The sequence below is a fragment of the Pseudomonas sp. NPDC090201 genome, assembly GCF_044746825.1.
In the GTDB taxonomy this organism is placed as follows: domain Bacteria; phylum Pseudomonadota; class Gammaproteobacteria; order Pseudomonadales; family Pseudomonadaceae; genus Aquipseudomonas; species Aquipseudomonas putida_AD.
The window spans coordinates 941288-963684 of record NZ_JBIVCX010000001.1; the positions used below are offsets into that span (position 1 = coordinate 941288).

The 22397-nt window shown below is 60.9% G+C and carries 17 protein-coding genes; 8 read left to right on the top strand and 9 right to left on the bottom strand.

Annotated elements, in window-relative coordinates; genetic code table 11:
- Positions 1 to 125: 125 nt before the first annotated feature.
- A complete protein-coding gene (locus ACIPOO_RS04345; protein ID WP_400604682.1) occupies positions 126 to 1634 on the top strand; it encodes an MDR family MFS transporter in 1509 nt (502 codons plus the stop codon).
- A gap of 114 nt (positions 1635 to 1748) precedes the next feature.
- Here the strand turns inward: ACIPOO_RS04345 and ACIPOO_RS04350 are convergent, their stop codons facing one another.
- Positions 1749 to 2417 carry a TetR family transcriptional regulator gene (locus ACIPOO_RS04350; protein ID WP_400604684.1) on the bottom strand — a complete coding sequence of 223 codons (669 nt, stop codon included), beginning with the start codon at positions 2415 to 2417 and terminating at the stop codon, positions 1749 to 1751.
- Between the two features lie 252 nt (positions 2418 to 2669).
- Between ACIPOO_RS04350 and ACIPOO_RS04355 the strand changes: the two genes are divergently transcribed.
- From ACIPOO_RS04355 to ACIPOO_RS04365, 3 genes are read left to right on the top strand one after another with little or no spacing between them, the layout of a single operon-like run.
- Entirely contained in the window at positions 2670 to 3812 is a 1143-nt protein-coding gene (locus ACIPOO_RS04355) for an efflux RND transporter periplasmic adaptor subunit (RefSeq protein WP_274134798.1), read from the top strand.
- Between the two features lie 3 nt (positions 3813 to 3815).
- Entirely contained in the window at positions 3816 to 6944 is a 3129-nt protein-coding gene (locus tag ACIPOO_RS04360; protein ID WP_274134797.1) for an efflux RND transporter permease subunit, read from the top strand.
- The gene (locus ACIPOO_RS04365) at positions 6941 to 8407 is read left to right on the top strand and encodes an AdeC/AdeK/OprM family multidrug efflux complex outer membrane factor (protein ID WP_274134795.1); all 1467 of its coding nucleotides are present in this window, start codon (positions 6941 to 6943) and stop codon (positions 8405 to 8407) included. The genes ACIPOO_RS04360 and ACIPOO_RS04365 overlap by 4 nt, the downstream gene beginning before the upstream one ends.
- A 180-nt stretch (positions 8408 to 8587) precedes the next feature.
- Here the strand turns inward: ACIPOO_RS04365 and pcaD are convergent, their stop codons facing one another.
- The 4 genes from pcaD to pcaR form a co-directional block, all read right to left on the bottom strand.
- A complete protein-coding gene (pcaD, locus tag ACIPOO_RS04370; protein ID WP_400604687.1) occupies positions 8588 to 9376 on the bottom strand; it encodes a 3-oxoadipate enol-lactonase in 789 nt (262 codons plus the stop codon).
- A gap of 89 nt (positions 9377 to 9465) precedes the next feature.
- Positions 9466 to 10755 carry an MFS family transporter gene (locus ACIPOO_RS04375; protein ID WP_400604689.1) on the bottom strand — a complete coding sequence of 430 codons (1290 nt, stop codon included), beginning with the start codon at positions 10753 to 10755 and terminating at the stop codon, positions 9466 to 9468.
- A gap of 170 nt (positions 10756 to 10925) precedes the next feature.
- On the bottom strand, positions 10926 to 12128 hold the full coding sequence (gene pcaF / locus ACIPOO_RS04380; protein ID WP_274134788.1) for a 3-oxoadipyl-CoA thiolase: 1203 nt from the start codon (positions 12126 to 12128) through the stop codon (positions 10926 to 10928).
- 315 nt (positions 12129 to 12443) lie between these two features.
- Entirely contained in the window at positions 12444 to 13286 is an 843-nt protein-coding gene (gene pcaR, locus ACIPOO_RS04385; RefSeq protein WP_274134786.1) for a pca regulon transcriptional regulator PcaR, read from the bottom strand.
- A gap of 833 nt (positions 13287 to 14119) precedes the next feature.
- Between pcaR and ACIPOO_RS04390 the strand changes: the two genes are divergently transcribed.
- A complete protein-coding gene (locus ACIPOO_RS04390) occupies positions 14120 to 14317 on the top strand; it encodes a hypothetical protein (RefSeq protein WP_274134785.1) in 198 nt (65 codons plus the stop codon).
- Between the two features lie 228 nt (positions 14318 to 14545).
- Entirely contained in the window at positions 14546 to 16018 is a 1473-nt protein-coding gene (locus ACIPOO_RS04395; RefSeq protein WP_274134783.1) for an inorganic phosphate transporter, read from the top strand.
- A 158-nt stretch (positions 16019 to 16176) separates the two neighbouring features.
- On the opposite strand, the gene ACIPOO_RS04400 is transcribed toward ACIPOO_RS04395, so the two are convergent.
- Positions 16177 to 17661 (bottom strand): helicase HerA-like domain-containing protein, encoded by a 1485-nt coding sequence (locus ACIPOO_RS04400; RefSeq protein WP_400604692.1) that lies wholly within the window; start codon positions 17659 to 17661, stop codon positions 16177 to 16179.
- A 252-nt stretch (positions 17662 to 17913) separates the two neighbouring features.
- Here ACIPOO_RS04400 and ACIPOO_RS04405 point away from each other — a divergent pair, with 252 nt between their 5' ends.
- Positions 17914 to 18909 (top strand): YbhN family protein, encoded by a 996-nt coding sequence (locus ACIPOO_RS04405; RefSeq protein WP_400604694.1) that lies wholly within the window; start codon positions 17914 to 17916, stop codon positions 18907 to 18909.
- Here ACIPOO_RS04405 and ACIPOO_RS04410 read toward each other — a convergent pair.
- Both ACIPOO_RS04410 and purU read right to left on the bottom strand, forming a co-directional pair.
- Positions 18886 to 19080 (bottom strand): hypothetical protein, encoded by a 195-nt coding sequence (locus tag ACIPOO_RS04410; protein WP_274134778.1) that lies wholly within the window; start codon positions 19078 to 19080, stop codon positions 18886 to 18888. The genes ACIPOO_RS04405 and ACIPOO_RS04410 overlap by 24 nt on opposite strands.
- Before the next feature lie 120 nt (positions 19081 to 19200).
- The gene (gene purU / locus ACIPOO_RS04415; protein ID WP_274134776.1) at positions 19201 to 20052 is read right to left on the bottom strand and encodes a formyltetrahydrofolate deformylase; all 852 of its coding nucleotides are present in this window, start codon (positions 20050 to 20052) and stop codon (positions 19201 to 19203) included.
- 347 nt (positions 20053 to 20399) lie between these two features.
- Between purU and mvaT the strand changes: the two genes are divergently transcribed.
- On the top strand, positions 20400 to 20777 hold the full coding sequence (gene mvaT / locus ACIPOO_RS04420; protein WP_400604697.1) for a histone-like nucleoid-structuring protein MvaT: 378 nt from the start codon (positions 20400 to 20402) through the stop codon (positions 20775 to 20777).
- A 103-nt stretch (positions 20778 to 20880) separates the two neighbouring features.
- Here mvaT and sbcB read toward each other — a convergent pair whose 3' ends face one another.
- On the bottom strand, positions 20881 to 22311 hold the full coding sequence (gene sbcB / locus ACIPOO_RS04425) for an exodeoxyribonuclease I (RefSeq protein ID WP_400604699.1): 1431 nt from the start codon (positions 22309 to 22311) through the stop codon (positions 20881 to 20883).
- Positions 22312 to 22397 lie beyond the last annotated feature (86 nt).

A 22397-nucleotide genomic window follows, 5' to 3' on the forward strand; every position in this document is an offset into this window, starting at 1 on the left:
CCCATCCAGCTGACTCGATAAAACGGCATCAGCCTGGTATCGATTAGGAAGCTAACGGATTAGACTGGGCACATTCCCCCCGCCGTGGTTGCGGCGGGTCAAACTGCCTGTTCGAGTCCTGCCCCGTGACCAGTCTGAATCAATCCCATACGGACATCCGCAGCATTCTTTTCGCGCTGATGATGGCCGTCTTTCTCAGTGCGCTGGACCAGACCATCGTCGCGGTCTCGATGCCAGCCATCTCGGCCCAGTTCAACGATTTTGACCTCCTCGCCTGGGTGATCTCGGCCTACATGGTAGCCCTGACCGTCGCCGTGCCGATTTACGGCAAACTGGGCGATCTGTACGGCCGCAGGCGCCTGATGCTGTTTGGCCTGGGAACATTCACCCTCGCCTCGCTGTTCTGCGCCATGGCGCAAAACATGGAGCAACTGGTGCTGGCGCGAGTGCTGCAGGGTATTGGTGCGGGCGGGATGGTCTCGGTCAGCCAGGCCATCATCGGCGACATCGTGCCACCCCGCGAGCGTGGCCGCTATCAGGGTTATTTCAGCAGCATGTACGCGGTCGCCAGTGTCGCGGGCCCCGTGCTCGGCGGTTTCATGACCGAATACCTGTCCTGGCGCTGGGTGTTCATCATCAACCTGCCGCTGGGGTTCATTGCCTGGTGGGTGGCGCGCAAGACTCTCATCGGCCTGCCGGTACCGCAGCGCAAGCCGATCATCGACTACCTGGGGACGGTGCTGATGATCGTCGGCCTGACCGCGCTGCTCCTGGGCATCACCGAAATCGGCCAGGGCCACAGCTGGCGCAACCCTCATGTGCTGACGCAACTGGGCGTGGCCCTGCTGGCACTGATGCTGTTCGTTGTCCATGAACGCCGCGCGCGCGAGCCATTGCTGCCGATGCACCTGTTCGCCAACCGCAGTGCGGTGTTGTGCTGGTGCACGGTGTTCTTCACCAACTTCCAGGCCATTTCGCTGATCGTCCTGCTGCCCTTGCGCTTTCAGACTGTCACCGGCGGCGGTGCGGACAGTGCAGCGCTGCACCTGATGCCGCTGGCCATCGGCATGCCCATGGGCGCCTACTTCGGCGGCCGCCGCACCTCGCTGACCGGCCATTACAAACCCATCATCCTCAGCGGCGCGTTGCTGATGCCGCTGACCATCATCGGCATTGCCTTCACCCCGGCGGACTCGGTGATTCTGACCAGCCTGTTCATGGTGCTGACCGGCATCGCCTGCGGCTTGCAGTTCCCGACGTCGCTGGTGGGCTCGCAGAATTCGGTGCAAATGAAAGACATGGGCGTGGCCACCAGCACCACCAACCTTTTCCGCTCGCTGGGCGGCGCGGTGGGTGTGGCGAGCATGTCGGCGCTGTTGCTGGCGATGCTGGCAGGCTCCGGTCTGGATCAGCTCAGCGCTGGCGCGATCGGTGGCGAGGGGCAGTCCGGGAACCTGTTGATGGACAGCCTGAACAAGGTCAGTGGCCCGGCGCTTGAGCTGTTGCGAGGTCAATTGGCGATGACGTTCCAGCACTTGTTGCTGGCAAGCGCCGCCGTTTCGTTACTGGGGTTGTCGGCGGCGCTGGCGATGCCCAACACCGTGTTGCGTGGCCGCGAAGACAAGGACCGCTGAACGGCCCGTTGCTGTCGCCCGGCTGAATGACAGAAATTTCAGGGTAAAGAGCAGGTAAACCACCTGTTCAACCCGGTAGAACCTAGGTATAGATGCAGGCTATGCGCCACGCCGTTATAGTGCGGTGGCATCGGCTGGGCGCCGGGGCGCAGCGCCTCGCAAGGCGGGGCTGTAACGAAGCATATCCAGAACGGTATCGACCAGTCGTTCGGCGTCCTCGTACAGAGGGAAGCTGTCAGGCACCAGTAACCACTGGCCCAGAATGCCGTGTATATAAGCATGCAGACAAACGGCCGCTCGCTGCGAGTCCAGGTCAGCGGGGAGCTGCCCCTGACGCGCGGCGTTGCCGAGAGCCAGGGCGATTCGCTCGTTGGCGTCAAGCCAGACGAATTGCCGCTGGCGCCGCATGTCGCACATTTCATCGGTGAATTCGAATTTATGAAAAAGAATTTCATTGATGCGGCGGGTTTTTGGGTCCGTAGCAACTTGCTGAAACAAATGAACCAGAAGCTTACGTGTCCATCCCAAAGGGTCCAATTCGTCGGCGCTCTCGCTGGCGCGCGCCATTTCTTCCAGCGGCTCATGCAGGCTGTCGAGCATCGCCTGCACCAGATCGGCCTTGTTGCTGAAGTGCCAGTAGATGGCGCCCCGAGTCACCCCTGCCAGGGTCGCGATGTCGGCCAGCGTGGTGCGCGCCACGCCGCGCTCGAAGAAAGCCTGCTCGGCGGCTTCAAGAATCTGCCTGCGCGTTTCCAGTGCTTCCTCTTTCGTGCGTCGAACCATGGCAGTAAAACCTCAATGAAGATGCTTCAGGCTCTGCGGTCGAGTGGCCTGAACAGCATAGCGGGCGGCATTTGTATTGCCTTGTCCCGCGAGAGCGATCGATACCGGCAGTGCGTTCGTCTGTCGCACGTGCGGGTGTTTACAAACAACCGTGAACGTAAGTATATTCATTAGCTTGCTACTTATCCAGCCGGAAAACCCTTTAAGCCCTTTTCACTTCTCATGAGCATTGCTCCTGACCCGAGGATTTTCATGCAATTCAAGCCAGCTGTTACCGTACTGGTCACTGCCGTCGCCCTGGCATCGCTGCTCAGCGGATGCAGTAAGAAGGAAGAAGCGGCAGCTGCTGCCCCACCACCTCCTCAGGTCGGCGTCGTGACCATCCAGCCCCAGCCCTACACGCTGGTTTCCGACCTGCCGGGCCGCACCACCGCCTACCGCGTCGCTGAAGTGCGTCCGCAGGTCAACGGCATCATCCTCAAGCGCATGTTCACCGAAGGCACCGACGTCAAGGCCGGCCAGCAGCTGTATCAGATCGATCCAGCCGTGTATGAAGCCAACCTGAACAGCGCCAAGGCGACCTACGATGCCACCAACTCGCTGGCCGGTCGCTACAAGCAGCTGATCAACGAACAGGCCGTGAGCCGTCAGGAATACGACACCGCAGTGGGCAACGCCCGCGAAGCCCAGGCTGCCGTGCAGAACGCCGAAATCAACCTGCGCTACACCAAAGTGTATGCGCCGATTTCCGGTCGTATCGGTCGCTCGCTCGTGACTGAAGGCGCCCTGGTCAGCAATGGCCAGACCGATGCGATGGCCACCATTCAGCAACTGGACCCGATCTACGTCGACGTGATCCAGTCCTCGACCGAGATGCTGCGTCTGCGCCGCGAACTGGAAAGCGGCAAGCTGCAGAAGGCCGGTGACAACGCCGCCAAGGTCAAGCTGACCCTGGAAGACAACAGCCAGTACCCGGTTGACGGCAAGCTTGAGTTCTCCGAAGTATCGGTCGACCAGACCACAGGTTCCGTGACCCTGCGTGCAGTGTTCCCGAACCCGAACCACACCCTGCTGCCTGGCATGTTCGTGCACGCCCGCCTGCAATCCGGTGTGAACGAGAAAGCAATCCTGGTGCCGCAACAAGGCGTGACCCGTGACCTGAAAGGCACACCGACCGCCCTGGTGGTCAACCAGGACAACAAGGTCGAGCTGCGCAGCCTGGTGGCCACCCGTACCAGTGGCACTGACTGGGTCGTGGACAAGGGCCTGAACCCGGGTGATCGCGTGATCACCGAAGGCCTGCAGTACGTCAAGCCCGGTGCCCAGGTGACCGTAGCGGACGCCACCAACGTGAAACCGGCTGCCGCCCCGGCTCCCGCCCAAGGGAGTAACTGATTCATGTCGAAGTTTTTCATCGATCGACCCATTTTCGCGTGGGTTATCGCCCTCGTGATCATGCTGGTCGGCACGCTGTCGATTCTCAAGCTGCCGATCAACCAGTATCCGGCCATTGCGCCACCGGCCATCGCCATTCAGGTGACCTACCCAGGTGCGTCTGCACAGACCGTGCAGGACACCGTGGTGCAGGTCATCGAACAGCAGATGAACGGTATCGACAACCTGCGTTACATCTCCTCTGAAAGTAACTCCGATGGCAGCATGACCATCACCGTGACCTTCAACCAGGGGACCAACCCGGACATCGCTCAGGTTCAGGTACAGAACAAGCTCAACCTGGCCACCCCGCTGCTGCCGCAAGAAGTGCAGCAGCAGGGTCTGCGCGTGACCAAGGCGGTGAAGAACTTCCTGCTGGTGATCGGCCTGGTGTCCGAAGACGGCAGCATGGGCAAGGAAGACTTGTCCAACTACATCGTCTCCAACATCCAGGACCAGATCGCCCGTACCCCGGGTGTGGGTGACTTCCAGGTGTTCGGTGCCCAGTACGCGATGCGCATCTGGCTCGACCCGGACAAGCTGAACAACTACCAGCTGACCCCGGTCGACGTGAAAGCGGCGATCACCGCGCAGAACGTCCAGGTGTCGTCCGGCCAGATCGGCGGCCTGCCTGCGGTCAAGGGCCAGCAGCTCAACGCCACCATCATCGGCAAGACCCGCCTGCAGAACGCCGACCAGTTCGGCAACATCCTGCTCAAGGTCAACCAGGACGGTTCGCAAGTCCGCCTCAAAGACGTCGCGACCATCGGCCTGGGCGGCGAGAACTACAGCGTCGACGCACAGTTCAACGGCAAACCGGCTTCGGGCCTGGCGATCAAGCTGGCGACCGGTGCCAACGCACTGGACACCTCCAAGGCCATCCGCGAGACGATCAGCCGTCTGGAGCCGTTCTTCCCGCCTGGCATGAAAGCGGTCTACCCGTACGACACCACGCCTGTGGTCCAGGAATCCATCACCGGCGTGGTCCACACCCTGGGTGAGGCGATCATTCTGGTGTTCCTGGTGATGTACCTGTTCCTGCAGAACTTCCGCGCCACCATCATCACCACCATGACGGTGCCGGTGGTATTGCTCGGTACCTTCGGGATCCTCGCCGCAGCCGGCTTCACCATCAACACCCTGACCATGTTCGGTATGGTGCTGGCCATCGGCTTGCTGGTGGACGACGCCATCGTCGTGGTGGAAAACGTCGAGCGGGTGATGGCCGAGGAGCATCTGTCGCCTCGGGAAGCCACCCGCAAATCCATGGAGCAGATCCAGGGCGCTCTGGTCGGTATCGCCATGGTGCTGTCGGCGGTACTGCTGCCGATGGCCTTCTTCGGCGGCTCCACGGGCGTGATCTACCGGCAGTTCTCGATCACCGTGGTGTCTGCCATGGCGCTGTCGGTACTGGTCGCGCTGGTCTTCACCCCGGCGCTGTGCGCCACGATGCTCAAGCCCATCGACCCTGAAAAGCACGGCCAGCCGCGCAAGGGTTTCTTTGGCTGGTTCAACCGTACTTTCGACCGCAGCGTATTGAGCTATGAGCGCGGCGTCAGCAACGTCATTCGCCACAAGTTCCCGGCGTTCCTGGCGTACCTGTTGATCTTCGCCGGCATGATCTGGATGTTCACCCGCATTCCGACTGCGTTTCTGCCAGAAGAAGACCAGGGCGTGATCTTCGCTCAGGTCCAGACCCCGCCCGGCTCCACCGCCGAGCGGACCCAGGGCACCCTGGACAAGATGCGCGAATTCCTGCTGACCGACCCGGGCGTCAAATCGGTGTTCTCGGTCAACGGCTTCAACTTCGCAGGTCGCGGTCAGAGTTCGGGCCTGGCATTCGTGCTGCTCAAGCCGTGGGATGAGCGTGATTCGTCCAACAGCGTGTTCGAAGTCGCCAAGCGTGCCCAGCAACACTTCTTCGGCTTCCGTGACGCGATGTCCTTCGCCGTGGTGCCACCTGCGGTACTGGAACTGGGTAACGCCACCGGTTTCGACCTGTACCTGCAGGACCAGGCTGGCCTTGGCCATGAAAAACTCATGCAGGCACGTAACCAGCTGCTGGGCCTGGCTTCGCAGAGCAAGATCCTGGCAGGCGTGCGCCCCAACGGCCTGACGGACGAGCCGCAATACCAGCTGAACATCGATGACGAAAAAGCCCGCGCCCTTGGCGTGACGCAAACCGACATCAACACCACGCTGTCGGTGGCGATGGGCGGTAACTACGTCAACGACTTCATCGACCGCGGTCGGGTGAAGAAGGTCTACATCATGGGTAATCCCAAGTCGCGGATGAGCCCTGAGGACCTGAACAAGTGGTACGTGCGCAACGCCAGCGGGACCATGGTGCCGTTCAGCGCCTTCGCCACCGGCGAGTGGGTCTACGGTTCGCCAAAACTGTCGCGCTACAACGGTGTACCGGCCGAGGAGATTCTCGGTACTCCGGCGCCGGGCTACAGTACCGGTCAGGCGATGGCCGAGATCGAGAAGCTGGCGCAGCAGTTGCCGCAGGGCATCGGTTATTCCTGGACGGGTCTGTCGTTCGAAGAACGTCTCTCCGGCTCCCAGGCACCGGCGCTGTATGCAATTTCGGTACTGGTGGTATTCCTCTGCCTGGCAGCGCTGTACGAAAGCTGGTCGATTCCGATTGCCGTACTGCTCGTGGTGCCGCTGGGTGTCATCGGTGCGCTGATGGCGACCAGTCTGCGAGGGCTGTCCAACGACGTGTTCTTCCAGGTGGGCCTGTTGGTGACGGTGGGTCTGGCGGCGAAGAACGCGATTCTGATCGTCGAGTTCGCCAAGGAACTGCATGAGCAAGGCAAGTCGTTGATCGACGCAGCGGTCGAAGCGTGCCGGATGCGTCTGCGACCGATCGTGATGACGTCTGCCGCGTTCATCCTCGGTGTGGTGCCGCTGACCATCTCCACCGGCGCAGGCTCCGGCAGCCAGCATTCGATCGGTACAGGCGTGATCGGCGGTATGATTACCGCGACCATCCTGGCGATCTTCTGGGTACCGCTGTTCTTCGTATCGGTGTCCGGGTTGTTCAAGAGCAAACAGAAACATATCCCACACGATGAGGCTGGCCAATGAGCAAGTCCCTGATCTCTCTGGCAGTGACCGCGATCGTTCTTAGCGGCTGCTCGTTGATCCCCGATTACAAGCAGCCTGCAGCACCGGTGGCCGCCCAGTATCCGCAAGGCCCGGCGTATTCGCCGGCCCAGGCGGCGAACCAGGCCGCCGCCGAGCAAGGCTGGCGCCAGTTCTTCCAGGACCCGGCGCTGCAACAACTGATTCAGACTGCCCTCGAAAACAACCGCGACCTGCGTGTCGCGGCCTTGAACATCGACGCCTTCCGGGCGCAGTACCGCATCCAGCGTGCGGACCTGTACCCGGCGGTCGCGGCTGACGCCACCGGGACCCGCCAGCGGGTGCCGGCCGATCTGTCCCAGAGCGGCCAGGCCGGCATCACCAGCCAGTACTCGGTGGGCCTGGGTGTCAGCGCCTATGAACTGGACCTGTTCGGTCGCGTTCGCAGCCTGAGCGAGCAAGCCCTGCAGACGTACTTCTCCAGCGAAGAAGCCCGCCGCAGCACGCAGATCAGCCTGGTGGCCAACGTCGCCAACGCCTACCTGACCTGGCAGGCCGACAAAGAGCTGTACAAGGTGACGCAGGACACCCTCGGCGCCTTCGAAGAAAGCTTCCGTCTGACCTCGCGCAGCAGCGAAGTCGGCGTGGCCTCGGCACTGGACCTGGCGCAGTCGCGCACGTCCGTCGAGAGCGCCCGGGTCAAGCTGGCGCAGTACCAGCGCCTGGTGGCACAGGATGAGAACAATCTCGTCCTGCTACTGGGTACCGGTCTGCCAGCCAACCTGCCAGCGTCCAAACCGCTGAGCGCCGACATGCTCAACGAGATGCCGCCTGGCTTGCCGTCCGAACTGCTGCAACGCCGTCCTGACATCCTGCAGGCCGAGTACAGCCTCAAGGCTGCCAACGCCAACATCGGCGCGGCCCGTGCGGCGTTCTTCCCCAGCATTAGCCTGACGGCCAGTGCCGGGACCGCCAGCGGTGATCTGAGCGGCCTGTTCAAGGGCGGTTCGGGCACCTGGCTGTTCACGCCGAAGATCAACCTGCCGATCTTCAACGCCGGGAGCCTGCGCGCCAGCCTGGACTACTCCAAGATCCAGAAAGACATCGGCGTTGCCAATTACGAGAAGGCGATTCAGACCGCGTTCCAGGAAGTCTCCGACGGCCTGGCCTCGCGCAAGACCTTCACCGACCAGCTCAAGGCGCAGACCGATTTCGTCACCGCCAACCAGGACTACTACCGCCTGGCCGAGCGTCGTTATCGTATCGGCGTCGACAGCAACCTGACCTTCCTCGACGCCCAGCGTCAGTTGTTCAGCGCGCAGCAGTCGTTGATCACCGATCGCCTGTCGCAGCTGACCAGTGAGGTCAACCTGTACAAGGCATTGGGTGGCGGCTGGTACGAACAGACCCAGACCGGCGAGAAGAAACCGACGGCGGGCGACGTGCCGCCGATGCGGATGTTCTGATTCATCGCTCAATAAAAAACCCACCTCTTGGTGGGTTTTTTATTGTCTCGGATTACCGTACCGCCGCGATCCCGTAGCAGCACGGCTTGCCGGCGGGTGCGGTGGATCAGGCACAGATTTATTGCCTGACACGACGCCCCCGCCGGCAAGCCGTGCTGCTACGAGGCAGGCGGCGCGCATTCAGCTCAGCAGGAACTCCGTCACACGCAAAGTGAACACCTCACCCAACTCAACATTGGACAGGTGCGCCGCGTAGTAATCCGAGAGCTGGCAACCGGCAATGTGGTTCTGGATGAAGTGCCCGTCGGCCACCGTGGTCACTGCATCGTGGCTACCGCAGATCATCAGCGTCGGCACCGTGATCGTGTGCAACTGCTTGCGGAAATCGGCATCGCGTACCGCCGCGCAACAGGCCGCGTAGCCCAGGGAGGAAGTCGAGGCCAGGACGTCGGTCACCGGCGTAACCTTGTCGGCGTGGTCCCGTGCGAAGTCCGGGGTGAACCAGCGTCCTACGGCACCGGCGCCCAGTTCCTTCATTGCCTGTTCGCCGCCCTCCTCCACCATCTTGATGCGCGGATCCCACATTTCCGGTCCGCCGATCTTGGCTGCGGTGTTGCACAGGATCAGTTTGTGCAGGCGGTCATTGGCGTGAATACCCAGCCACTGGCCGATCAGGCCGCCCATGGACAACCCGCAGAAATGCGCCTGCTTGATCTTCAGCGCATCGAGCAGCGCCAGCACATCGCGCCCCAGTTGTTCGATGGTGTACGGCCCTTGGGTCACGAGGGATTTGCCATGGCCGCGGGTGTCGTAACGCACCACCCGGAACGACTTGCTCAACGCCGGAACCTGCGCGTCCCACATGTGCAGGTCGGTCCCCAGCGAGTTGGACATCACCAGCACCGGCGCATTGGCTGGGCCGTCGATCTGGTAATGCATTTCACCATTTTCAAGTTGTACGAATGCCATAGCAGCTCCCTTTTATGTCGAGCACTTTGCGAGAAAGTCGTTGAAGAGTATGGATGACGCGCGCCCGATCGCAGGCGCGCGTAATGACGTCAGTGATCTTCGTGCAGATATTCCGGCTTCTTCGGCAGACGCAGGCTGAAGAGGAAGGCGATCGCCATCATCGCGGTCACGTACCAGTAGAAGGTGTTTTCCGAGCCCATGTTCTTGAAACTCAGGGCCACGAATTCCGCCGAGCCGCCGAAGATGGCGTTGGCCACGGCGTAGGCCAGGCCCACGCCCAGCGCGCGAACATGCACCGGGAACATCTCGGCCTTCACCAGGCCACTGATCGAGGTGTAGAAGCTGACGATGGCCAGCGCCAGGGTGATCAGCACGAAGGCCAGAACCGGGCTGGTGGTGGTTTTCAGGGTCATCAGGATCGGCACCGTGCAAATCGTGCCCAGGCCTGCGAACCACAGCATCGAGGCACGACGCCCGATCTTGTCGGCCAGCGCGCCGAACACCGGCTGCATGCACATGTACATGAACAGCGCCCCGGTCATGATGTAGCTGGCGGTCTTGGCGTCCATGTGCACGGTGTTCACTAGGTATTTCTGCATGTACGTGGTGAAGGTGTAGAAAATCAGCGAGCCACCGGCGGTGTAACCCAGCACGGTGATGAACGCGCCGGAATGATTGCGGAACAGCGCGGACATGCTGCCGGCATCCTTGTCCTTGCGCACTTCGGCGGTGGTGGTTTCCTTGAGCGAGCGACGCAGCAGCAGCGAGATCACGGCGGCGATGGCACCCACCACGAACGGAATCCGCCAGCCGTAGGCCTTGAGTTCGTCAGCGCTGAGAAATTGCTGCAGGATCACGACCGTCAGCACGGCGAGCAGTTGGCCGCCGATCAGGGTCACGTACTGGAACGAGGCGAAGAAACCGCGCTGTCCGCGTAGGGCCACCTCACTCATGTAGGTGGCCGTGGTGCCGTATTCGCCACCCACCGACAAGCCCTGGAACAGTCGCGCCACCAGCAGCAGGAATGGCGCCCAGGCACCGATCGAGGCGTAGGTGGGCAGGCAGGCGATCACCAGCGAGCCTGCGCACATCATCAGGACCGAGATCATCATGGAGTTCTTGCGGCCATGCTTATCGGCGACACGGCCAAACAGCCAGCCACCGATAGGACGCATCAGGAAGCCCGCAGCGAACACGCCTGCGGTGTTGAGCAGTTGCACGGTCGGGTCGTCGGACGGGAAGAAAGCCGGTGCGAAATAGATGGCGCAGAAGGCGTAGACGTAGAAGTCGAACCATTCCACGAGGTTGCCCGAAGAGGCACCCACAATCGCAAAGATCCGTTTGCTCCTTTCTTCTCCGGTGTAGTGAGTCGTTGTCATTATTGTTTCCCCATATTTTTTAAAGGCCAGTCAGTCTACGACATAACCTGTAACACTAAGACTTAAGCAGTAACACTTCGACATCACAAGGACAACCGCCCAAGCCCTCGGGTTGCCTTTTCGTGGAGGCAAACCGATGGGCTCGGGTGGTTGATCGCGTGGTGTGTCGTTTATCTTTCTATCGCCAGAGCCAGGCCCTGTCCTACGCCGACGCACATGGTGGCAAGTCCCTTGCTGCCGCCGGTTTTCTCCAATTGATGCAACGCCGTCAGCACCAGACGCGCCCCGCTCATCCCCAGGGGATGGCCGAGGGAAATGGCGCCGCCGTTCGGGTTGACCTTGGGTGAATCGTCCGCCAGACCCAGCTCGCGCATCACCGCCAGGCCCTGACTTGCGAAGGCTTCGTTGAGTTCGATGACGTCGAAGTCCGACACGGCCAGGCCCAGACGCTCGACCAGTTTGCGCACCGCAGGCACAGGGCCCACGCCCATAACCCGAGGTTCGACACCGGCGCTGGCCATGCCCAGTACGCGGGCGCGTGGGGTCAGGCCGTGTTTCTTGACCGCTTCGGCGGACGCCAGAATCAGCGCCACCGCGCCATCGTTGAGGCCCGCTGCGTTGCCTGCCGTGACCGTCTTGCCCGGGCCGTTGACCGGTTTGAGCTTGCTCAGCGCTTCCATGTTGGTGTCGGCGCGTGGGTGCTCGTCCTTGTCGACGATGGTTTCGCCCTTCTTGTGGGCGATGCGCACCGGCACGATTTCTTCAGCGAAGAAGCCGCTGGCCTGGGCTGCTGCGGTGCGCTGCTGGCTGCGCAGGGCAAAGGCGTCCTGGTCTTCGCGGGACACCTTGAAGTCTTCGGCAACGTTGTCGCCGGTTTGCGGCATGGTTTCCACGCCATACTGGTCTTTCATCTGCGGGTTGACGAAACGCCAGCCCAGGGTGGTGTCTTCCAGTTTCTGGCCACGGCCAAAGGCGGCGTCGGCCTTGCCCATCACGAACGGCGCGCGGGACATGGACTCCACGCCGCCGGCGATCGCCAGCTCCATCTCGCCGCTGGCAATCGCACGGAACGCACTGCCCACGGCATCGAGGCCAGAGGCGCACAGGCGGTTGAGGGTCACGCCCGGTACGGTGTACGGCAGGCCCGCCAGCAGTGCGGCCATGCGCGCCACGTTGCGGTTGTCTTCGCCGGCCTGGTTGGCGCAACCGAGGAACACCTCGTCCACCTCGTTCCAGTTCACCGAAGGATTGCGCTCCATCAGGGCCTTGATCGGCAGCGCGGCCAGATCGTCAGCACGAACGGTGGCCAACGCGCCGCCAAACCGGCCAATCGGAGTGCGGATTGCATCGCAGATAAAAACGTCACGCATCATGTTTCTCCCATTACCTGACCATGTCTGGCAACGGCACACGCTTGCATCGCCAGGATGTGATGGAGGTTATGCCTGAGCGCACAGCGGGACAATCCGATAATCGACTAAGCGTTCGATAACCGAACAGATCCTGTGGAGGGGTCATCCCGTAGCAGTCCGGCTTGCCGGCGTCGACAGTTTCAAGATCGCCCCCGCCGGCAAGCCGTGCTGCTACGGTGCGCGGTAAGCCCTGGATATACAGAACGCCACAGCTCCCGTAGCAGCCGGGCTTGCCCGCGGGAGCAATCTCAAGAACGCCGCCGCCCCCAAGCGAACTCAGGTAAACAACTGCGCACTCAAATCCCGGCTGGCATCGAGCATGATCGGCAAGAATTTCTGCTCCAGCTCACTGCGCGCCACTCGCCCGGCACTGGTGCTGACGTTCAACGCCGCCAACACCTGGCCCGAGGCGTCATACACCGGCACGGCAATCGAGCGCAGGCCCTGTTCCAGTTCCTGATCGACGATGCACCAACCCTGCTGGCGAACCTGCTGCAGGCATTCGAGCAAGGCCTCGGGCGTGCACAGGGTGCGGCTCGTCTTGGGCTGAAGGTCAGCGTGATCCAGATACTCATGCAATGACACATCGTCCAGCGCTGCCAGCAGAATCCGGCCCATCGAGGTGCAATACGCCGGAAGGCGCCCGCCCACGGCCAGATCCACCGAAATCAGCCGCTGGGTAGTCGCAGAACGGGCTATATAGAGAATGTCGTCCCCTTCGAGCGTGGCCATGTTGCAGGCCTCGTGCAGTTGGTTGCTCATCCGGTCCAGGTAGGGCTGGGACGAAACAGCCAACGGTGTCGACGAGAGATACGCATGACCCAGGGTCAACACCTTCGGCAGTAACGAATAGGTACGTCCGTCAGTGGTGGCGTAACCGAGTTTGATCAGCGTGTGCAGGCAACGTCTGACCGCCGCGCGGGGAATTTCGGTGCGATGGCTGATCTGCGCGATGGTCAAGTGACGCTTGCGCTCCTGAAACGCATGAATGACCGCCAGCCCACGGGCCAGCGACGTCATGAAATCAGGATCACCGGTGAGGGCGGCAATGCGTTTGGCAGGTGATGCGACGATGGGCGGAGCCAGCGAGGCGAATGAATTACGCAGTTGATCGTTCATCTTGACACCGTTCGTCGCAGCCACGCAGGCCATCTATAGCGCCACTCTCGCCTCTTTTTCGAACGACGGCAAGGGGGATTTGGGCGATTATCGAACGACTGGCCGATAATCGCAATTGACCCGCTGCGCTGTTGCTTATACCTTTCACACGCCACTGTGTGGCTTCTTGGAAATACTGGTCAGGTACCCACTGAGAAGTCCCAGGCAACGGCCTTGCTAACCGCAAGGCCGTTTTTGTCTCCACGCCCTTCATCAACAATGTCATTTGTAGACATTCAGATACATTCCGCCGATCCCCCGATGCGTAACTCCATGGAATTACGCCGCCAGTTTTTTGTCTCAGGCATTCGGCAACAGAGATAACAAACTTCTGTCACGACATCCGCTGCTACAAACTTCGGACGCTTCGTACAAGAAATCAGATTTAATCCTCATTAATTCAATTACGGCTTTGCACAGAGTTGACTCAAGCGTTCTTCTTGGAGATAGTACTCGTCAATTGACATGCTATTACGCCATGGCGCGGGCTTCCCAGACCAACAAGGCCTGGATCCAATCCACGCAACGCGTGCACTACCCGAGTGCATTGCCCGGCGATAGACAGGCCGCAAGCCTGGTCAATACGCCAGTACTCTGGCAACCCGGATCAAAGTGAATGTAGCTACGACAGCTTTGTCGTTCTGGTGTACGTAGCCGCTTGTGACAGAAGTGTTCAATACTGTTGCCCAAGACTCGTCGCGTTGGTTGTTTTCCAGTCGACTTGCCGATGGCCTTCAGTACTTCCCGCCACTGCGTTATCGCCAGAATCAAACTCGACACCATCAGGTAACAACGTGACCAAAGATGAACTGCGCGCAGAATTAGAGCGCCAGGAACAACGTTACAAGGAAGTCTACGGCGGTGAGGTAACCACCTACGCCGCTCAGCCCGAGCCTGAACGCAAGCCATGGCGCAAACGTGCCAGCCTGCTCGACCAGGCGTTCAAGCAAGAACTGCAGAAAATGGAAAACGAGCTCAAAGAAGAGCCGTGAATCTTCCAGGCTGCCCAAGGCTTCAAGCAGGACGACCATCACGCCCTGCCTGCACCCGACCCGGTTTCAGCTAAGGTTGAAGCATGCCTTTTGCTTCCCGACAGGAAGTCAATGGGGTGGCCGGACAGAAATTTCGTTGCAGATCGCTACCAATTGGCGGCTTGCCTATCGATTAGTTTTTTTTCTGTCATAATCCCGCCCCCTTAATACCGGGTCAGAAAACCTTCCATGATCGATTTATTCAGCGGACTGGATGCCTGGGTGATTGTGAGCCTGCTGCTCGCCCTGGCTTTCGTCCTCACCTTCGAGTTCATCAACGGCTTTCATGACACCGCCAACGCGGTGGCGACAGTCATTTACACCAAGGCCATGCCGCCCCACCTGGCGGTGTTTTTCTCTGGTGTGTTCAACTTCCTCGGGGTGCTGCTCGGGGGCGTCGGCGTGGCTTATGCCATCGTTCACCTGTTGCCGGTCGAGTTGCTGATCAACGTCAACACCGGTCACGGTCTGGCGATGGTGTTCTCGTTGCTGGCGGCCGCGATCACCTGGAACCTGGGTACCTGGTACTTCGGCATTCCGGCGTCGAGCTCCCACACGCTGATCGGCTCGATCCTGGGCGTGGGCCTGGCCAACGCACTGATCAATCACATTCCGCTGGCCGATGGCGTGAACTGGCAGAAGGCGATCGATATCGGTGCCTCGCTGGTGTTCTCGCCGCTGATGGGCTTTATCGTCGCAGCCCTGGTGCTGATCGGCCTGAAGGCCTGGCGCCCGCTGTCCAAGATGCACAAGACCCCGGAACAGCGCCGCACCATCGACGACAAGAAGCACCCGCCGTTCTGGAATCGCCTGGTATTGGTGATCTCGGCCATGGCTGTCAGCTTCGTGCACGGCTCCAACGACGGTCAGAAAGGCATCGGCCTGATCATGCTGGTGTTGATCGGTATCGTGCCGGCGCAGTTCGTACTCGACCTGAGCACCACTACCTACCAGATCGAGCGCACCCGCGACGCGACCCTGCACCTGTCCCAGTTCTATCAGCGCAACAATGCGACGCTGGGCGAATACCTGGCGCTGGGCAAGTCGAAAACCGGGGACCTGCCCGAGCGTTTCAGCTGCAACCCGGAGCAGACCGAGCCGACCATCGACGCGCTGCTCAACACCCTCAAGGGCGTGACCGACTACCACAGCCTGGCACCGGAGCACCGCATCGAAGTGCGCCGCTACCTGCTGTGCCTGGATGACACCGCACGCAAGGTCAGCAAGCTGCCATCGCTGGACGCGCGGGAAAAATCCGATCTTGAGAAGCTGCGCAAGGACCTGACGACCACCACCGAATACGCACCGTTCTGGGTAATCCTGGCGGTCGCTCTGGCGCTGGGTATCGGCACCATGGTCGGCTGGAAACGTGTGGTGCTGACCATCGGTGAGAAGATCGGCAAGCAGGGCATGACCTACGCCCAGGGCATGTCGGCGCAGATCACCACCGCCAGCGCCATCGCCCTGGCCAACGTGTTCGCGTTGCCGGTTTCGACCACCCACATCCTGTCTTCGGGTGTGGCCGGAACCATGGTCGCCAACAAGAGCGGCCTGCAAGGCGGCACCGTGCGCAACATCCTGCTGGCGTGGGTATTGACGCTGCCGGCCACCGTCGCGTTGTCGGCCGGCCTGTTCTGGCTGGCGTCCAAAGCGTTGGCGTGATGCACACCTGACCGGCTTGCCAGCGGCGGCGCTCTTGAGATCGCCCCGCGGGCAAGCCCGGCTGCTACGGAAACTGTGACATACGACCCGTAGCAGCACGGCTTGCCGGCGGGGCGTCCTCAAGATCGCCCCGCCGGCAAGCCGCGCTGCTACTAGCTTTAGCGCCGCTTCTTGCTCCCGCCCAACAACGATCCCATCAAGCCGCGCACCAACTCCCGGCCAATCTGACTGGCCGCCTGGCGCATGGCGCTCTTGACCGCCTGCCCCGCCAATCCGCCGAGAAACCCGCCCGCCATATCGGCAAACCCGCCCTCGGACTTTTCTTCGGCTGCCGGTGCCGCCTGGGCCTCTGGCACCTTGCGCGCCAGCAACATCTCGTAGGCCGATTCACGATCGACCGGTTTGTCGTAATGCCCGGCCAGTGGCGATTGCGCGATCAACGCTGCCCGCTCGGCCTCGCTCAACGGCCCGATACGCGATTGCGGCGGCGCCACCAGCACTCGCCTGACCATCTCCGGCGTCCCCTTTTCCTGCAACGTCCCCACCAACGCCTCGCCGATCCCCAGCTCGGTGAGCACCGCCAGCGCATCGAATTCAGGATTGGGGCGAAAGCCATCCGCCACGGCCTTCAAGGATTTCTGCTCCTTGCTGGTGAAGGCCCTTAGCCCGTGCTGAACCCGCAACCCCAGTTGCGCCAGAATGTTGTCCGGCAAATCCCCGGGGGACTGGGTGACGAAATACACGCCCACGCCTTTGGAGCGAATCAACCGAACCACCTGTTCAAGACGATCCTGCAAGGCCTTGGGCGTGTCGGCGAACAACAGATGCGCCTCATCGAAGAACAGGGCCAGCAGCGGTTTGTCGGCGTCTCCGCGTTCGGGCAGTTGCTCGAACAACTCGGCCAGCAGCCACAACAGAAAGGTCGCGTAGACCTTGGGCGCCTCATGCACCAGACGACTGGCGTCGAGCAGATGAATGCGCCCTCGCCCGTCGCTCGCAGGGTGCAGGATGTCTTCGAGCTGCAACGCTGGCTCGCCAAACAAGGCTTCAGCGCCCTGCTGCTCCAGCACTGCAAGCCTGCGCAATAGCGCCTGGCTGGAGCCGGTAGTCATCAAGGCACTGTCTTCACCCAGTACCTGCGGGTTGTCGCGCAGGTAGTTGAGCAGCGCCTTGAGGTCCTTGATGTCCAGCAACAACAGCCCTTCGCGGTCAGCGACCTTGAACGCCGCATACAGCGCAGACTGCTGGCTGTCGGTCAGTTCGAGCAGGGATCCCAGCAGCAACGGGCCCATTTCCGACAGCGTCGTGCGCAACGGATGACCGGACTGGCCGTGCACATCCCACAGCGTGACCGGATAAGCCTGGGGCTTGTGATTGAGCCATGGCATCCCGGCGATCCGCTCGGCGATCTTGCCCTGTGGATTGCCCGCCGCACCCAGCCCGCACAGATCGCCTTTGATGTCGGCGGCGAACACCGCTACACCGGCATCGCTGAATACTTCTGCCAGACGCTGCAGGGTCACCGTTTTTCCGGTCCCGGTCGCGCCCGCCACCAGTCCGTGGCGGTTGGCCAGGCGCATGGCCTGCCCGACCGGCTGGCCGTCGAGGCTGGCGCCGATGAGTATCTGTAGAGAATCCGGCATGTGGTCACCCGCTGGTCGTGTCTGTCGAAAAATGGCCGTCGGCGACCCACCTCGACAGCCGGCGACGGTTTCTTCACTCTAGTTCAACCCGCGAAATGACCACTACAATGGCGCTCGACCCAACGAGGCTTGCCGAACATCCCTCCCTGCGGACGGTCCACACAGGACGCAAAACAAAAAGGTGCCCATCGTGCATACCCCAGAACGGCCCGCCCGGTCCGCCCCCTTGAGCCATGATTCCGGGCCCGCCGCGTGAAGCGACTCGTATGGCTGGCTGTCATTCTCATCCTGGCCCTGTCGATCCCCTTCTTCATGGGCGGCCTCGACATGTTTCATCGGCTGCGCAACTTTCCGCTGCTGCTGTTGCTGGGAATGTTCGCCATGGTGCTGGTGGGCTGGTGCATGAACACCATGCGCCTGCGTCTGCTGCTGGGAGACAGTGCCCAGGGCATCGGCATGCGCAAGAGCCTGGCGGTGGTCATGGCCACCGAGTTCGCCTACTGCGCGACGCCCGGAGGCAGCGGTGCACCACTGACACTGGTGGCGCTGCTGTCACGTTGCGGCATCGGCCCGGCCAAGAGCACGGCGGCTTTTGCCACCGACCAGCTCAATGACCTGCTGTTCTTTCTGCTGGCCCTGATCGGCATCCTGGTCTACGCGGTATTCCACAAGCTCAGTGAAAACCTGGAATGGATGCTCATCGCCAGCGCCTTGCTGATCGGCGCGGGGTTGTGCGCCTGTGCAGGGTTCGCCCGTTATCACCGACGCATCATCCTGTTCAACGGAAAGCTGCTAAAGGCCCTCAAGCGCAAGAACAGCACCCGCATCCGCTGGGCGCGCAAGCTGCTGCATTTTCGTGACGCCCTGGCCGAAACCTGGAAGATGCCCCATCGCATCCTGTTCAAGGTATTCGTGCTCACCTGCATCCACTGGAGCCTGCGCTACAGCGTGATGTACCTGGCGTTGCTGGGGTTGGGCGTGGATATCGACTGGGCGTGGACGTTTCTGGTGCAGATGCTGTCGCTCAGTGCCGGTCAATTCAGCCTGTCACCGGGCGGCGCAGGCGCAGCAGAACTGACCTCGGCCGCGCTGCTGGCGCCCATGGTCGGGAAATCGACGGCGGCGGCTGCGATCCTGATCTGGCGCATCGTCACCTATTACTTCTATCTGGTGGCGGGCGGGCCAGTGTTCCTGCTGATGGTGGGCAGGCCGCTGTTGATGAAGCTACTGCGGATCAAGACTGCCTGAAGGCTCGTCATCGGACTTGGCGTCAGGCTTCAACTGCTCCCACAACTGCGCCGCACCTTCAAAGTCAGTGCCATCCTCAGGCGACAGGGCGTCAGGGTCATAGCGGCTCAGGCAACCCTCGCCCAGGGTGGGCGGTGCCTTGGATGTGGCCTTATCGAGGGGGTTGGTCATGGTGAAAGACTCCAGAATGCTGCCTGTAGGAGCGCGCTTGCCCGCGACCGCGTCCATCCTGACACCTATGATGTGTCTGACACGGCCGGTCGCGGGCAAGCGCGCTCCTACAATTGGCGATTAGTCAAACACTACGGTCTTGTTGTCATGCACCAGCACGCGGTCTTCCAGGTGCGCGCGCAGGCCGCGAGCCAGGACCATCTTCTCGACGTCACGACCGAAACGCACCATGTTCTCGATGCTGTCGCGGTGGCTGACACGCACCACGTCCTGCTCGATGATGGGACCTGCGTCCAGCTCTTCGGTGACGTAGTGGCAGGTCGCGCCGATCAGCTTCACGCCGCGCAGCGACGCCTGGTGGTACGGCTTGGCACCGACGAACGACGGCAGGAAGCTGTGGTGGATGTTGATCACCTGATGCGCGTATTCGCGGCACAGCTGCGGCGGCAGGATCTGCATGTAGCGCGCCAGTACCACGACATCGGCTTCATGCTGCTTGACCAGACGCGAGACTTCGGCGAACGCCGGCTCCTTGTCTTTCGGATCGACCGGAACATGGTAGTAAGGGATGTTGTGCCACTCGACCATGCTGCGCAGGTCCTGGTGGTTGGAAATCACGCAGGCGATTTCGCAGTCCAGTTCATCGCTGTGCCAGCGGTGCAACAAGTCCGCCAGGCAATGCGATTCACGGCTGGCCATGAGCACGACGCGCTTTTTCTGATCCGAATCAGTGATGCGCCAATCCATCGAAAACTCTTCGGCGATAGGCGCGAACGCCTCGCGGAATCCCTCGATATCGAACGGCAGGGTATCGGCACGGATTTCATGACGCATGAAAAACCAGCCGCTGAGGTTGTCAGAGTGATGGCTCGCTTCGGTAATCCAGCCGTTGTACGACGCCAGAAAGTTACTGACTTTGGCAACGATGCCGACGCGGTCCGGGCAAGCAATCACCAGACGAAAAGTGCGCATGAGGGGAAACTCCAGAACTTCGCAAAGGCGGCTATTCTAGCGATTACCCGGCGACTGTGCAGTATTTGGGTGAGGATGATTTTGCAGGGCCCGAATCAGGATCCGATCGGCGGTAATGGGTCAGTGTTTTCGAGGCGCGCGCACCTGCCAGGCCGGCCCGCGATAACTGCACTAAACAGAGGCGCTGTTTTGCACCGGGCTGCACAACTCTTGTTTCTTCGAACGACCTTTTTGTACAGCTATTTCAAAATGCGTCAGATAAAACTTATCTTAAATGTTTACTTGGCCTAATACTCTGCCTATTATTGCGTCATTACGACGTGCCCATCACAACATAGGTAGCCCTCATGTCCCTGATCAACGAATACCGCGCAACAGAAGAAGCCATCAAAGAACTGCAAGCCCGCCTGCAAAACCTGCAAGCAGACGACAAACTGCAGAAAGAACTTGAGTTCGAAGGCAAACTGCGCACGCTGATGGGCGAATACCAGAAATCCCTGCGCGACATCATTGCGCTGCTGGATCCAGAATCCAAACTGAAAGCACCACGCGGCGCAGTCGTCAAAACTACCGGCACCAAGCGCGCACGCAAGGTCAAGCAATACAAGAACCCGCACAACGGCGAAATCATCGAAACCAAAGGCGGCAACCACAAGACTCTGAAAGAGTGGAAAGCCAAGTGGGGCGGTGACGAAGTTGAAAGCTGGGCAACCCTGCTGGGCTAATCCCCCGGGTAGTACGCCAGCCGTTGTACAGTGATGTGCGACATGAAAAAACGCCAGCCGATGCTGGCGTTTTTTATGGGTCGGCTTGCGGATTCAATAACGGTCACAACCCCACGCGTTGCTGAAGTTGCAATGCGTAGTCCTGCCACTGGCTCAGCACCTTGAGCTGCTCTGGCGTGGCCTTGAGCGACTGTTCGATCAGGGCGCGGGTAAAGGCTTTGAGCGTGTTCGGCGCCCCGGCCTGCGGATCACTCAGGCGCAACTGGCAAAAGCTCAGCCAGCGCTGATGCTCCTCGACAGTCAGGGTTTCCGAGAAATTGCGTGCCCTGTAGCGGAACAGTAATTCGGGAAGTCGTGGATCATCGAATGGCCACGCCTCTTTGCCCAGTTGTTGCGGCTCGGCAATACGAACCTGTTCACAAAGCCGGCGATCGCGGTCGTTGATAAAACCATCATACAACTGCTGTTCGGGATCCTGGCTGACAGCGAATTCCTCGCTGGCATAAACCGTTTTCAACTTGTCCTGCCAGATTTCCTGACCTTCCCGCAGCGCGATGGTACGCTGCCTGTAGACATCCAGATCCAACTCTAAGCGCTGACGATCTTCCTCGCGCAGCACGCTAAAAGGTGCGACTACCGGGCATTTGTTTATATGCAGTAACTTGAGGGGAACCGGCAATTCGCCTTCGCCCAGGTCCTCGCGCCGGGTATATAAGCGCTGGCGCAAGGTTTCGCCGTCTTGCTCCAACAACGGGCGAGGGTCGTGGAACAGATCGCAGACAATCAGTGCGTTGCGATTGGTCGGGTGCCAGGCCAGCGGGACAACAATGCTCAAATAACTTCGCGCTGCGGAAAACCGCCCCGATATATGCACCAGCGGTTGCAGCAGGCGTATCTGGTCCTGGACCTTGTGCTTGCTGCGCAACTGGAAAAGATAGTCGTAGAGCTTGGGTTGTTTGTCACGAATCAGACGCGCGAGCGAAATAGTTGCCCGCACGTCCGAGAGTGCGTCATGGGCCTGCCCGTGATCGATGCCATTGGCGGCAGTCAGCCGTTCAAGCTTGAGCGTGACGCGGCCCTCTTCCTGCGGCCAGACGATACCTTCCGGGCGCAGGGCATAGGCCGTACGCACAACATCGATCAGATCCCAGCGGCTGTTGCCGCCCTGCCACTCACGCCCGTATGGATCGAAGAAGTTGCGGTACAGGCTGTAGCGCGTCATCTCGTCATCGAAACGCAGGGTGTTGTAGCCCGCGCCACAGGTGCCCGGCAAGGACAGTTCGGCGTGCACGCGGGTCATGAAATCAGCTTCGCACAACCCTTTCTCGGCCAGCCTGTCCGGGGTGATGCCGGTCACCAGGCACGCAGCCGGATGCGGCAGGATGTCATCGCTGGGCTGGCAATAGAGATTGACCGGCTCGCCGATCTCGTTGAGCTGATCGTCGGTGCGAATGCCTGCCACCTGCAGCGGCCGGTCATTGCGCGGATTGATCCCTGTGGTTTCGTAGTCGTACCAGAAGATGCTGGAAGTCACGGGTGGATCCTGAACAGATGATCGGCGCAGTTTAACAGATGAACCCTCGTCGCCTGACCGCCCGAGGCCGGCACTGACAATTAGAG